This is a genomic window from Dehalococcoidia bacterium (assembly GCA_021295915.1).
In the GTDB taxonomy this organism is placed as follows: Bacteria; Chloroflexota; Dehalococcoidia; order Lucifugimonadales; family UBA1123; genus VXRN01.
Genome location: JAGWBK010000002.1, coordinates 54,257 through 67,881 on the forward strand (window position 1 = coordinate 54,257; position 13,625 = coordinate 67,881).

Sequence of the window (13,625 nt, forward strand, 5' to 3'; positions counted from 1 at the left end):
ATTCTGAATCAGTGTAGCTAGATTCCACACAGTGGGCAACATTCGCCCACTTGCAACCCAGTCCTGCAAGTTGGAAAATCACCAGGACGCGTGGGAATCTTTGGCAGAGTGCTGCCACTTCGTTGAACACACACTTATAGAGTAATGGAGAAAAGACATGAGACTGGTCATTGCAGGCTGCGAGTACTCAGGAACGTCTACCTTGGCGTTCGCCATTGACGACTGGCTTCACGAAAAGATGGGGGTACGCTTCCCGCTGATACATGATCACTGGAAGATACCTGACACCTCCGGTCATCCACAGCCAGACATGACTGACGACGAGCGACGTCAGGTATTGGCTCTCAGTTCCGAGCTCAAGGAGATGACCCAGCGTCACAGCCTGTACTATCACATTCAGGCAAACTCGTGGAACGGGCCGGACTGGATGGCCATTGGCCTGCACATCGACGATTCAGTGTATGGCCCTCTCTACTTCGATTACGGTGGAGATGGACAGCCCCACGATCGCAAGGTCGTGTCGCACCAGGTAGAGAGCTCAATTCTCCGCTTCGCCCCTGACATAGTCCTCGTCCAAGTTACTGCGGACGCCGATGTAATCGCTCAACGAATGGAAGCCGACCCGCATCCCAACAGTCCGCTCAAGAGCGACGACATTCAAACTGTTCTCAACGCCTACAACGACGCTTTCGAAAGGTCGACGCTCAGGCACAAAATTGCCTTGGATACAAGCTCATCCAGCGTAGAAGAGACGGTCGCCGAGTTCGAGTCCAAGATAGAGCCGCATCTCACCGAGGCCGACCGCTCCCGAATCCTGGTCCACCGCAACTGGTAGCGGGCTCAGACTACAGCCAGGCTCTCCACCTGTTGGCGATCGGCATTCGCCGGTCCCTCCCGAAGTTGCGAGGGGTGATCTTGATGCCGGGCGCTGCCTGTCGCCGCTTGTACTCGGACCTGTCAACAAGTCCGATCACATGCTTGACCACCTCAGGGTCTTCGCCAGTCGAAATGATCTCTTCAAAGCTCATGTCGTCTTCTACGTAGGCCTTGAGGATAGGGTCGAGGCGTTCGTAAGAGGGCAGGCTGTCCTCGTCAAACTGGTCCGGACGCAGTTCCGCGCTGGGCGGTTTCTCTATGACTGACACCGGAATAATCGGCCTGTCAGCCTCGCTGTTCCGGTACTCTGACAACTCGTAGCACATGACCTTCGGCACGTCCTTGATCACTGCGAACCCGCCGGACATGTCGCCGTAGATCGTTGCGTACCCCGTCGCCATCTCGCTCTTGTTGCCGGTTGTAAGTACCAGCCAGCCGAACTTGTTGGATAGCGCCATGATCAGGTTGCCCCTGATCCGGGACTGTATGTTCTCTTCAGAGACACCCCAGTCAGTTCCCTTGAACTGAGGCTCCAGCGTGTCCAGCATCGCCTCGAAGGGCTGCTCGATCGGCAGGGTCCAAAGCTCGATTCCCAGGTTATCAGCCAGAAGCTTGGCATCGACGACGCTTCCCTCGGAAGAGAACCGCGATGGCATGGACACGCCTACGACGTTATCACTGCCAAGCGCGTCGACCGCGATCGCTGCGACCAGGCTTGAGTCGATTCCACCGGAGAGGGCCACGAGCACCTTCTCGAACCCGCACTTTAAGACGTAGTCGCGAGTCCCGAGCGTCAATGCCTGATACACCTCAGCGGGTCCGTCATGGAACATGCCTGAACCAGGTTCTGCTGCGGCTCCGTCCAGGCTCTCTTCGTCCCATTCCGATACTGGCACCAGTTCACCCCGTCCCAGCCTTCTGATCGACTCAGGGTCCTCCTTGCGAGGACGCGGGTCCCTCAGACGCGACCTGAATACAGCCTCGACGTCCAGGTCGACCATCAACAGGTCTTCCTCGAACTGGCTCGAAGAAGCGATCATCTCCCCGGTAGGGTCGAAAATCATACTTCCGCCGTCGAAAACGAGCTCATCTTGCCCGCCCACCATGTTGACGTAGGCCAGGAACACCTCGTTGTCCGCCGCGCGAGTGGCCAGCATCTTCTCTCTCAAGCGCCACTTGCCCGCGTGGAACGGTGACCCATTTATGTTGACGATCACCTCCGCCCCAACTGAGCGCTGTACGACCGACGGGCCGACCGCGTACCAGATGTCTTCGCAGATGTTGACGCCCACAGGAGTGCCGTCAATCACGTACACCGGGCAGGTGTCACCTGAACGAAAGTAGCGGTCCTCGTCGAACACCCCGTAGTTGGGAAGGAACTGCTTGTGGTATGTGCCAACATGCTTGCCGTCGTAGGCAACGGCGGCGGCGTTGTACACCTCTCCACCAACGAAGTCGGCGAATCCAACCACGACGCAAATGTCGTGAGAGGCCTCTGCAATCCGCTCCATACAACGCCGGTTCTCGGTAAGAAACTGCGGTTTCAGGAGCAGGTCTTCAGGAGGGTACCCGGGAACAGTGAGTTCCGGGAAAGCTACGAGACTCGCGCCTACGTCTCTGGCATCGCTAATGACATCGAGGATCTTCGCGGTGTTCCCCGGCAAGTCGCCAACCGTTACATTAATCTGCGCCAGCGCGACTCTGAACTTTCGCATGGGCATATGTTGGCCTTCGCTACCGGGATTCGCAGGTCTGTGGCATCGTCGTCGCCTGGAAGAATTCTCTAGTCTGGAAAGTTGAGCGGATCAACAGTGCCGGCGTCTGAACTACTGACGCACACTCTTGACGAAATCTTCTATCCTGGCAAGTGCCTTCTCGATGTTCTCGGTCGAATTGGCGAATGAGAAGCGCACGAACCCCTTCCCGAACTCTCCAAATGACTCACCAGGTAGGCAGGCGACTCCGCCCTCTCTCAATAGACGATCGCCAAACTCCTGACTGGAAAGGCCTACGTCTGCCACATTTGGGAACGCGTAGAAAGCGCCCTGCGGCACCGCACACCGGATACCGTCTATCGCGTTCAGCCCGTCCACGACGATGTCACGCCGCTTCTGGAACTCAGCTACCATCTCATAAGAGTCGTCCTGAGGGCCATTCAGCGCCTCCAGGGCGGCAATCTGTGTAAAGCTTGCGGTGCAGGAAACACTGTTAGTCACCAATCGTGAGATCGGTTCCACCAGCTCCATAGGCATCACGCCGTAGCCGATTCTCCATCCGGTCATGGCATATGTCTTGGAGAAGCCGTCCAGGATCACAGTCTGCTCTCTCATCATGGGGAAGCCGGATATCGAGTGATGTTCGCCTCCGTAGAGAAAGCGGCTGTAGATCTCATCGGAGAGCACCAGTATGTCGTGCTCCTTGGCGATATCGGCGAGCTTCTCCAGGTCTTCCTTCGGGATTATCGACCCGCAAGGGTTGTTCGGTGAGTTGACGATCATCAGCTTCGTTCGATCGGTGACGCTGCCGGCGACTGCATCTACGTCGATGTTGAAACCCGTCTCCTCGTGGAGCTGCATGGGTACCGGGACTCCCCCCATGAACTCGATCATCGATTCGTAGATCGGGAACCCCGGGTTCGGGTACATAACCTCATCGCCCGGATCGACCATCGCCATTATCAGGAAGAACATGATTGGCTTGCCGCCCGGCGTAACCACAACTTGGTCACCCGTCACTGAGATGCCCCTCGTGCTGCTGATCTCCGCAGCGATCCGTTCTCGGAGCTCGGGGAAGCCGGGCGAAGGCCCATAACCAGTGTAGCCGTCGACCAGCGCCTGCCGGCCAGCCTCCACAACATGAGACGGAGAGCCAAAGTCCGGCTCTCCGATCTCGAGGTGTATTACATCCATGCCTTCGGCTTCTAGAAGGCGCGCCTTTGCGAGTACCTCGAATGCGGTCTCTGTGCCCAGACGCGCCATCCTGTGGGCGAGTTTCATGCGGCTTCCCTCTCGATTGTCGTGTCGATCGCTACGAGGTTGCCCAATGCCTGAACGCGGAGTAAGCGCACTCACGGGCAAGTCCTAGCTTCGTCAACAGTATAAACCTATGCATTTGCCCTATGATACAATTCGCCTGCGCCAGCGACAAATACGGAGGTCTTTCTATTGAAGGTGATTCTGGGAATTCCGAGAGGATTTTGTGCCGGTGTAGTGCGCGCAATCGACATTGTCGAGTTGGCCCTGCAGAAGTACCCTCACCCCGTGTACGTAAAGCACCAGATTGTCCACAACCCATACGTGGTCAAGTCGCTTGAGGACAAGGGCGCTCGGACTGTCGAGGACGTGGAGGAGATCCCGGAGGGGGCGACAGTCGTCTTCTCCGCTCATGGCTCGCCTCCCGAGGACTTCCAAAAGGCCGAAGCTCGTGGCCTGAACGTAATAGACGCTACGTGCCCCCTCGTGACCAAGGTCCACAACGAGGCCCTGCGCTACTCTTCCGATGGCCGCAGATTGATCCTCGTAGGACACCGTGGTCACCAGGAGGTCAAAGGCACCATGGGTCAGACCGATATGCACCTCGTCGACGACAGGGAGCCGCTAGACCTCCCGGGCTGGGAAGACGACACACCGGTTACGGTCCTTACTCAGACTACGCTTTCCGTGGACGATACCAGCAGGTCCATTGCTCACATCGAAGACCGATTCTCCAATGTGGTGGTCAGGAACGATCTCTGCTACGCGACCACAAACCGCCAGGAAGCGGTTAAGGAGATTTCCACTCTGGTCGATCTCGTTCTGGTTATCGGCGCGGAGAACAGCTCTAACTGCAACCGCCTGCGGGAGGTGGCAGAAGCGAATGGAGTCCCTTCGTACCTGATCAACGGTCCTGACGAACTCGATCAAGCCTGGATAGATGGGGTGGAAAACGTCGGTATTACGTCGGGAGCATCGACCCCGGAGGAACTGGTGCTGTCGGTAGTCGACGCTCTTGCACCAGACGAGGTCACCACTATCGAAGGTGTGGATGAAGACATTAACTTCGTCCTTCCACACGAGTTCAGGTCCTGACCATCAATGCACGCCAGTAGGGTGCACCAGGGGCAGCGTCCGTGGAGATAGTCGTAGACAGCCTGCTGGAAGGTGCGCGTCGCGCCAGGGGCGTAGTCGTCATCATCGATGTCTTCCGGGCATACACCACAGCCGCTGTCGCACTTTCAAAGGGCGCGGAAAAGATCATCCTCGTTGCCGAAGTCGAAGAGGCCCTGGCGCTAAGAGGCGACGGTGTAGGGGACATGTGCGTCGGCGAGGTCGGCGGCATGAGGCCGGAGGGCTTCGACTTCAACAACTCTCCTTCCCAGATCAGTGCCGCAGATCTTCATGGGAAGACGATCATTCAGTCAACCCGTGCCGGAACAGTGGGCATGACCGCCGCTCTGGAAGCAGTCCAGCTCTACGGTGGATCGCTTGCAGTTGCTTCCGCGACTATCGAGGCAATTCGCCGCCTCGACCCGCCACTGGTTACTATCGTTGCCATGGGGTCAGAGGGCCGCATTCGCACCGACGAGGATGAGCAGTGCGCCCTGTTCATGCGCAACCTGCTCCAGGGAGTCACACCAGACCACCAGAGCGTTCGCTCGTTGGTTCTCGCTGGCAGTGAGGCTCGAAAGTACGGCAACCCGGCCACACCTCACTTCCCGACCGAAGACAGGGACATGGCGGTCACTATCGACTCCCATGACTTCGCTATCAGGGTGACCCGAGAAAATGGCCTGCTGGTAGCGCGCAAGCAAACCGTCTGAATCCACATCAAGCAGGAGAATCAGCATTGAAGTACAGACAACTCGGCAAGTCCGGCCTCCAGGTGTCGGCCGTGGGACTTGGGGCCAATAACTTCGGTGGCCGCGTCGATGCGAAGCGCTCGACGTCGGTTATCCATGCCGCGCTCGATTCCGGCGTCAACTTTATCGACACCTCGAACAGCTACGGAGGCGGACATTCAGAGAAGTACATCGGCGACGCTCTCAAGGGGCGACGTGCGGAGGCTGTAATCGCGACCAAGGTATCCAGCCGGGTCGCCGAAGGCCCTAACAATGCCGGCAACTCTCGAAAGCACATCTTCGACCAGGTCGATGTAAGCCTCAGGAAACTCCAGACTGACTACCTGGATCTCTATCAGATCCACTGGTGGGACCCTGATACCCCCTTGGATGAAACCCTGAGGGCACTGGACGATCTCGTCCACATGGGCAAAATCAGGTACGCAGGATGTTCCAACTTCACTGCCTGGCAGGTGTGTGAGTCCGACTGGACCTCAAAGACGCTTGGCATCAACTCATTCGTTAGCGTGCAGCCCAGGTATTCGATGCTCTACCGCCAGCCCGAGGCTGAGTTGCTCCCGATGTGCGAACGCTACGGCATTGGGGTTTTGCCTTACTACCCCCTCGAAAACGGCTTCCTTACCGGCAAGTACCGCAGAGACGCCCCTGCTCCAGAGGGCACGAGACTGGCCGCTAACGACAGAGGAGTCTTCACTGACCACAACTTCGATATTCTCGAAAAGCTTGAGGACTTCTGCTCGGAGCGGGGACACACGATCCTCGAGCTCGCGTTCGCGTGGCTCCTCGCCAGCCCCTCGGTGAGCTCCGTAATTGCCGGTGCGACCCGTCCCGAGCAGATCGAGGCCAACGCCGCCTCTGCCTCTTGGGACTTGTCCGCTGAAGACCTTGCCACAGTGAATTCGATACTGGATACGCCATGAAATTCGGATTTGTAATTCCGCAGAACTGGGGGCTCTCGGACCCACAGGAGGTCGTCCAATTTGGCGTCCGCGCCGAAGAGCTTGGTTATGACTCAGTGTGGGTCAACCATCACATCCTCAATGTCGGCTATATCTACGACCGCCTGGAGGACCGGCCATACTACGATGCCCTGACGGTGCTTACCTGGGTGGCTGCGATGACAGAGAGAGTAAGACTGGGCACGACCGTGCTTGTACTTCCGTATCTCAATCCACTGGTCCTCGCCAAGACGATAGCCACGCTCGACGTTATGTCTGGCGGTAGGGTCTCACTTGGCGTAGGAGTGGGAATGCTTCGCGAGGAGAACGATGCCCTCGGCAGCGACTTCACCACTCGTGGCGCATACGCTGACGAGTCGATTGAGGTCATGCGCGACCTGTGGACGTCAGAAGACCCGAGCTACAACGGTCGCTTCTTCGACTATAGTGGCTTCAAGTTCTCACCGAAGCCGGTGCAGACACCAGGAGTTCCCATTCTCATCGGCGGCATGAGCCGCGCTGCCATGCGGCGAGCCGCGAGGCTGGGCGACGCATGGCACCCCAACGGCGGCTCAGTGACGGATATGCGAGAACGATTCGAAACCGTCAGGACGATGTGCGCCGAATTCGACAGGGACCCTGACGAGGTCACCCTCGTCGTGCGCGGCGAACTCGACATCCTGGACACCCCGTCCGACAACCCATCGACCCCGATGATAGGCACCCCCGACCAGCTGTTGCGGACCATCGAAGGGTACGAGTCGATCGGAGTATCGGAGATCGTGTTACAGGTCGGCACAGACGACGTTGACCGCATCCGTCGGACCCAGGAAGCCTTCGCCGAACGTGTGTTGTCGAGAATCGGCTGACAAGGTCACAGCAACCCGCAGTCAATTTCGAATGTTTACCAACTTCCCCCTCTCCCTGGGGGAGAGGGTTGGGGTGAGGGCGAAAACTCCGCCTTCATTCATGATGTGAACCATCCTGCGGTTCTACGGCAGCCGCTCCGCATCAGGCGCGGGCTGCACCTCGAACGTATTCAGAGCGCACGCCAGCATCCCGTAGTAGCCCATGGTCGCCGTCAGTTCGGTTACGCCCTGCACGCCGAATCTTTCCTTTGCAGCGTCGAACGTTGCATCTGACACTCGCTTGTTTCCGAACATTTCGCGACCATACCCGACCACCAGCGACTCGTCTGCAGTCAGGCCGTCCAATGCTCCCCGGTTGGCGACCGCATCTATCGCTTCTGCTCTTACTCCTGCATCGCGCGCCAGCACGACATGGGCAGACCACTCATAGTCGCAGTCGAACTCCCTGGCAGCGGTTATGATTGCCAGTTCTTTTATGTCCGGGTCCAGTGTGGACTCGAACCTGATATACGCACCTAGATGCGCAGCCCGTCCAGCTACCTCGGGGCTGTTGAGCAGCACGGCAAACGGGCCGCTGATCCGGCCCCGGCTGCTAGCTATCGAGTCGAAATGGTGGGCCGCCTCTTCTGGAACATCGCCGCGCTGTTCTATTAGTGGGACTCTTGACATGTCTCATACCTCTCGCCGATCGTGTCCATTCGCTTTAGCGGCCCAATGCTACCATAGCGCGGTGTTCACCGGAGAACGATCATGAAAGCTGTCGTCATACAACACCACCAGTTCGAAACACTCGGCTCTAACTTCGAGTCAGTATTGACCGGCGCTGGTTTCGGAATCGAGACCGTTCCCATCTACTCAGACGCTCCCGAATTCCAGTTGTTTGATGCGCCACGGTTGGGGCAAAACGACTTCGTTGTGGCCCTCGGCGGGCCGATGTCCGCTAACGACGGGTATTTGGCTCTTCAGGAGGAGATGGACTACCTAAGAGATGCCGCTGAGCGCGGCATTCGAGTCCTTGGTGTCTGCCTGGGCGCCCAGCTGCTATCGAAGGCGCTGGGAGGTGTTGTCGAACCCACCGGCGGCTACCAGTTCGGCCTCAGGAAGATCTGGATATCTGAGGAGGGCCACACCGACCCTGCGTTTGGGAAGATCACTGCTCCTCTTGTTCCCACCCTGCACGGCGAGTGTTTCACCACACCCTCTGGGGCGACACGACTCGCCGAGGGATTCATGCTCCGTCGCGATTGGGGCTATCGCAGGTTCGACATGGCGTTCAGGTACAGAAACGCTTACGGAGTCCAGTTCGAACCTCAACTTACCTTCGACGAGCTATGCATATGGAACCGTGAGCTGGCTTCAGACTACGACCTGATGGGCGATCGCTTTGATCCCGGAGAAGAGGCGGCGCGCAATCTCCGGGAATTCGAGGGCTACTACCCAATTCACGGCGCCCAAATGGCAGGCTTCCTGAAGGCGGTGCTCGCCCTTTGCTAGTTTGCAGGGGCAGATAGACAGCCGATTCGTTCGTCCTGAGCTTGTCGAAGGACACCCCCAGTCACTGGACAACCGCTTCCGCAGAATCTACGGTCTGTGAATACCCACCTCTGTCTGCCCTGACCCGACAGGGTAGGCAACCGTTACCGCGTAGGACCATCTACTCGACTCTCAGGTTTGTTGATAGTATATCGATGACCAAATTGCTCGTTTGAGGTGCGCCAGAAATGACCCAGATATCGGCACATCAGTCCGCATCATTCAGTTCCGCCATTCCCGACACGACGTCGGACGTGACGGTCTCCGGCCTGGGAGGAGAAGTCACCATCACGCGTGACAGCTTCGGCATTCCCCACGTCAGGGCCGAATCTGAGCATGACGCCTTCTTCGGCCAGGGTTTTGCCACCGCCCAGGACCGTCTCTGGCACGTGGACTACGATCGTGCCCGTGCCTACGGCCGGTGGGCAGAGTTCATCGGCTCCGATGGTGTGGAACACGATCTCATGATGCGCAGGTTCCAGATCCGTGCCTCTGTCGAAAGGGACTGGGAAGCCCTGTCAGAGGAAGCTCGCGCGATGTTCGAGGCGTACTCCGCTGGCGTCAACGCATTCATGGAATCATCGAACGCCCTGCCTGTGGAATACGCACTCATCGGTGCCGAACCTGAACTGTGGACTCCCCTGGACTGCCTGGCCGTATTCAAGGTCAGGCACATCATGATGGGCGTGTTCGAGGGCAAGACGTGGCGTGCGAGACTGGTTAACGAATTCGGCCCGGAGCGCGCGAAGAGCCTCCTCAAGGGGTACGGAAACGAGTGGCGTGATCGAGTTAAGAGCATCTGGGGAGACGAGAGAGCAGCGAGCTTCTCCAGCCAGCTGGTGATCGTACCCCCGGGTGAGGAGGCCGAGTCCGACATAATCGAGGGAATCGACCAGTTAGAAGAAGGCCTCTCAGCCATAGAATGGCTTAAGGACGACGACAGCGGCTCCAATAGCTGGGCGGTTCACGGCTCCCGAACCGCGTCGGGCAAGCCCCTCGTCGCTGGCGACCCCCACCGCGGCCTCGACACGCCAAACGTCTACTATCAGAACCACATAGCCTGCCCTGAGTTCGATGTGATCGGCATGTCGTTCCCAGGCTGTCCCGGATTCCCTCACTTCGGACACAACGAGCAGGTCGCATGGTGTGTCACACACGCTGGGGCTGACTACCAGGACCTCTACGTCGAAAACATCCGTGGGAGCGAAAGTGGCCCTGAGTACGAGTTTCAGGGAAACTGGCACCCCGCCGACGTGAGTGAGGAGTCCATCGCGGTCAGAGGTGACGACGATGTAGGCATCTCGGTCCTCTCGACTGCCCATGGCCCGGTAATCGCCGAGAGCGGCGACGGCTCAAAGGGGCTCGCATTCAAATACACAGCAACCTCGGGCCCGAACCTCGGGTTCGAGTGCTTACGGCGAATGCTGTACGCACAGGACATTGATGAGATTGACGAGTCGATGCGCGACTGGGTCGATCCGTGTAACAACTTCGTCTTCGCCGACGTCCACGGCGACATCGGCTACCTGAACAGAGGTCAGGTCCCCATCCGGTCGATGGCCAACGCCTGGCTCCCCGTTCCGGGCTGGACCGGCGAGCACGAATGGGAGGGCCCGATACCCTTCGAGGACCTTGCCAGGATCAGGAATCCCAAGGACGGTCTCATTGTCACGGCCAACAACCGCATAGTTGGCGACGACTATCCACACTACATTGCTCTCAGTTTTGCCCCAGACCACCGCGCAAGGCGAATCCTCGACAGGCTTGGCAACCTCTATAACGCTACAGTTGATGATATGGCTGCCATACATTCGGAAGTGGTCTCCATCCCGGCGCAGGTCTACTCCAAGTTCCTCTCCAATCTATCGGTTGAGGGAATGTCCCAGATCGAGGAGGAGTGCATCCGACACCTCAAAGCTTGGGACGGCAGCATGAATAGGGACCTGGTTGCCCCGACCATCTACAGCGCGATCAGGTCGGAAATACACGAACGCTACTTCACAAGGCTTTTCGGCGACCTGGCTGGCGTTGCACTTGGTGCGCAGGGTAGGGGAGCTCCAGGCCACCTCAGACAGCTTGCGTCTCTGTTGGTGGCCGACCTGCAGAGCGGAGTCGAGGTCGTCAGACCTCCCGATCCCGACTGGGAATGGGATTTCGACAGCGAGCTGTACCAGGGATTCAACGAGGCCGTACACAGGCTTTCCAGGACTGGCATTGGTCTCGGCAGGGACGTCGACGCGTGGAAGTGGGGCGACGTACACCGCACCAGGCCAAGGCATCCACTATCGGCAGCCTTCCCTGACGCCGCGGACCTTCTCGATCCACCTGGATTCGGCATGAGCGGAGACGGAGACACACCCCAGGCTGGAAGTTACGGCCTCGTTGCCCCTGGCTCTTCGTCCACTCTCTGGGACTCATTCACCATCACGGGCACATCCGTTGCCCGTTACGTTTGGGACACCGCAGACTGGGACGACTCCCGTTGGATCGTGCCCCTCGGAGCATCCGGTCACGCAGGTAGCCCGCACTATGCTGACCAGGGGCCGATATGGGCCGATGTCGAGCTGATCCCAGCTACCTACACGTGGGACCGCCTCGCTGAAGATGCTGAGTCCGTACAGACCATCATCCCGGCGGAACAACCCTCAACCCCCGAGGTTGTGGCGCCATCTGATAATGGTGCTACTCAGCCCCTGGGCGACGGCCTCTACCAGGGCTCAGTTGCCTCATATGGGGTGGTGATTCAGCGCGATGTCATGGTCGAAATGCGGGACGGCGCGAGGCTGGCGACAGACCTCTATCTTCCCGCCGTCAACGACGTTCCGGCTACTGGCCCGTTCCCTGTGATACTGGAGCGCACTCCCTACGACAAGCTGGCTGCCCGACAGACTTCCAGGGGTAAATTCTTCGCCAGACGGGGCTACGTCGTCGCCATACAGGATGTACGTGGCCGGTTCAAGTCTGAGGGAGACTGGCTGCCCTTCTTCGATGAGGCTGAGGACGGCTACGATACCGTGGAATGGCTCGGAACCCAGCGTTGGAGCGACGGCAAGGTCGGTACCATGGGAGACTCGTACGCAGGCTCCGATCAGGCTGCGCTGGCGACTTTGGACCCGCCCCATCTTTCGACGATGATCGTCGCTGTTGGAGCGTCCGACTACTTCTCGAGTTCCATGCGCCACAACGGCACCCTCGAACAGCGCTTCCTCATCTACGCCTACAGGATGGCCACCACCAGCCCGGAGGCTAAGGCAGATCCCGCCCTCGCCGCCGCAATACTCAACATCTTCGAAAACGGTATGCCTGAGATCGTCGAGAACTTCCCGATACTCAAGAACACGTCGATTCTCCGAAGAGTGCCAACTGTCGAGCAGTGGGTAATCGATCTCCAGACAGTCGGCGAGCGCACGGACTACTGGAAGCAGCGTGGCTACGCTCCGGTCGAGTACTACGATGAACACGCCGATGTCCCGACCCTCTACCTCGGTGGCTGGTACGACTCATACGCCCGCAACTCGACCGAGTGCTACATGAAGCTGAGCAGGCTCAAGGAATCGCCGCAGAAACTCCTGATGGGTCCCTGGACACATGGTCAGTACGAGATTACCCACTCAGGTGACATAGACTTCGGCCTGACGGCCCACATCGACTACAACGACCTGAAGCTGGCCTGGTTCGATCACTACCTCAAGGGGATGCACACAGAGGCCGCAGACTGGAGCCCTGTCCGTTATTTCACTATGGGTGGAGGCGATGGACGCATCAACGACGAGCACCGATTGAACCACGGAGGCTTCTGGACTGGCGCAGACGACTGGCCCGTTCCCGGCACGCGGTTCGTGCCTTTCTACATTCACGGAGATGGTACGCTCGCCCGCAGACAGCCCGGTAGTGAAGAGCAACCCAGCACTTCCTACATCTTCGACCCGACCGACCCTGTCCCGACAATCGGGGGAGGCATATCTGCAGCCAATCCAATAATGGAACCCGGCGCATACGACCAGAGGGGCGATCCCACACGGTTCTACGGCACGCAGGATCACCAGCCGCTCAATGCTCGCGCGGATGTGCTGACCTTCCAGACGCCTCCTCTGGAGGCCGACGTCGAGGTTACGGGTCCGATTACCGTCAGGCTCTGGGCGGAGTCGTCAGCGGTCGACACTGACTTTACTGCCAAGCTAATCGACGTCTATCCGCCTACCGCCGAGTATCCGGAGGGACTGGCAATCAACATCACCGACTCTATCATCCGTGCGCGCTACCGGAACGGCTACGATGAGCCTGAATTCATGGAACCGGGCGAAGTCTACGAGTTCGAGTTCGAGCTCTACCCGACGTCAAACACGTTCGTTGCTGGGCATAATATCCGCCTGGACATAAGCTCGAGCAACTGGCCGAGGTTCGACGTGAACCACAACACCGGGGGCCCTCTGGGCGTAGATAGGACTTACGAGGCTGCACACCAGACCATACATCACAGCCCGGGCCGGGCCTCGCACATAGAACTTCCCGTGGCCAGGTAGCCACGAGCATTAGAACCGTTATAGAAGTAAACCACTCACTCAGGGCTTG

General features: G+C 58.6%; 10 protein-coding genes. 7 read left to right on the top strand and 3 right to left on the bottom strand.

The annotated features are described in order from the left end of the window. The first annotated feature begins 157 nt into the window (after positions 1–157). A complete protein-coding gene (locus J4G14_01540; protein MCE2456485.1) occupies positions 158–835 on the top strand; it encodes a hypothetical protein in 678 nt (225 codons plus the stop codon). Positions 836–845: 10 nt separating this feature from the next. Here J4G14_01540 and J4G14_01545 read toward each other — a convergent pair whose 3' ends face one another. Together J4G14_01545 and J4G14_01550 are read right to left on the bottom strand one after the other, a co-directional pair. Continuing rightward, positions 846–2,591 carry an NAD+ synthase gene (locus tag J4G14_01545; GenBank protein ID MCE2456486.1) on the bottom strand — a complete coding sequence of 582 codons (1,746 nt, stop codon included), beginning with the start codon at positions 2,589–2,591 and terminating at the stop codon, positions 846–848. 111 nt (positions 2,592–2,702) lie between these two features. Then, complete coding sequence (locus tag J4G14_01550; GenBank protein MCE2456487.1) at positions 2,703–3,872, bottom strand: pyridoxal phosphate-dependent aminotransferase; 1,170 nt, start codon at positions 3,870–3,872, stop codon at positions 2,703–2,705. 168 nt (positions 3,873–4,040) lie between these two features. Between J4G14_01550 and ispH the strand changes: the two genes are divergently transcribed. Genes ispH through J4G14_01570 form a run of 4 tightly spaced genes read left to right on the top strand, consistent with a single transcriptional unit; the run spans position 4,041 to position 7,520 of the window. After that, positions 4,041–4,943, top strand: coding sequence for a 4-hydroxy-3-methylbut-2-enyl diphosphate reductase (gene ispH, locus J4G14_01555; protein ID MCE2456488.1), 903 nt, complete (start codon positions 4,041–4,043; stop codon positions 4,941–4,943). Between the two features lie 41 nt (positions 4,944–4,984). Further along, complete coding sequence (locus J4G14_01560) at positions 4,985–5,674, top strand: 2-phosphosulfolactate phosphatase (protein ID MCE2456489.1); 690 nt, start codon at positions 4,985–4,987, stop codon at positions 5,672–5,674. Between the two features lie 26 nt (positions 5,675–5,700). After that, complete coding sequence (locus J4G14_01565) at positions 5,701–6,633, top strand: aldo/keto reductase (GenBank protein MCE2456490.1); 933 nt, start codon at positions 5,701–5,703, stop codon at positions 6,631–6,633. Next, on the top strand, positions 6,630–7,520 hold the full coding sequence (locus J4G14_01570) for a TIGR03619 family F420-dependent LLM class oxidoreductase (GenBank protein MCE2456491.1): 891 nt from the start codon (positions 6,630–6,632) through the stop codon (positions 7,518–7,520). The genes J4G14_01565 and J4G14_01570 overlap by 4 nt, the downstream gene beginning before the upstream one ends. A 123-nt stretch (positions 7,521–7,643) precedes the next feature. Here the strand turns inward: J4G14_01570 and J4G14_01575 are convergent, their stop codons facing one another. Next, positions 7,644–8,189: a carboxymuconolactone decarboxylase family protein gene (locus tag J4G14_01575; GenBank protein ID MCE2456492.1), complete on the bottom strand. Its 546-nt coding sequence runs from the start codon at positions 8,187–8,189 to the stop codon at positions 7,644–7,646. Between the two features lie 81 nt (positions 8,190–8,270). On the opposite strand from J4G14_01575, the gene J4G14_01580 reads away from it, so the two are divergent. Both J4G14_01580 and J4G14_01585 read left to right on the top strand, forming a co-directional pair. Then, a complete protein-coding gene (locus tag J4G14_01580) occupies positions 8,271–9,014 on the top strand; it encodes a type 1 glutamine amidotransferase (GenBank protein ID MCE2456493.1) in 744 nt (247 codons plus the stop codon). Positions 9,015–9,241: 227 nt separating this feature from the next. Further along, the gene (locus J4G14_01585) at positions 9,242–13,576 is read left to right on the top strand and encodes a CocE/NonD family hydrolase (protein MCE2456494.1); all 4,335 of its coding nucleotides are present in this window, start codon (positions 9,242–9,244) and stop codon (positions 13,574–13,576) included. Positions 13,577–13,625 lie beyond the last annotated feature (49 nt).

Excerpts from the sequence above, each read along its gene's own strand:
- J4G14_01585 (MCE2456494.1), top strand. The coding sequence starts at position 9,242 with ATGACCCAGATATCGGCACATCAGTCCGCATCATTCAGTTCCGCCATT.
- J4G14_01545 (MCE2456486.1), bottom strand. The coding sequence starts at position 2,591 with ATGCGAAAGTTCAGAGTCGCGCTGGCGCAGATTAATGTAACGGTTGGC.
- J4G14_01575 (MCE2456492.1), bottom strand. The coding sequence starts at position 8,189 with ATGTCAAGAGTCCCACTAATAGAACAGCGCGGCGATGTTCCAGAAGAG.
- J4G14_01540 (MCE2456485.1), top strand. The coding sequence starts at position 158 with ATGAGACTGGTCATTGCAGGCTGCGAGTACTCAGGAACGTCTACCTTG.
- J4G14_01550 (MCE2456487.1), bottom strand. The coding sequence starts at position 3,872 with ATGAAACTCGCCCACAGGATGGCGCGTCTGGGCACAGAGACCGCATTC.
- J4G14_01580 (MCE2456493.1), top strand. The coding sequence starts at position 8,271 with ATGAAAGCTGTCGTCATACAACACCACCAGTTCGAAACACTCGGCTCT.
- J4G14_01570 (MCE2456491.1), top strand. The coding sequence starts at position 6,630 with ATGAAATTCGGATTTGTAATTCCGCAGAACTGGGGGCTCTCGGACCCA.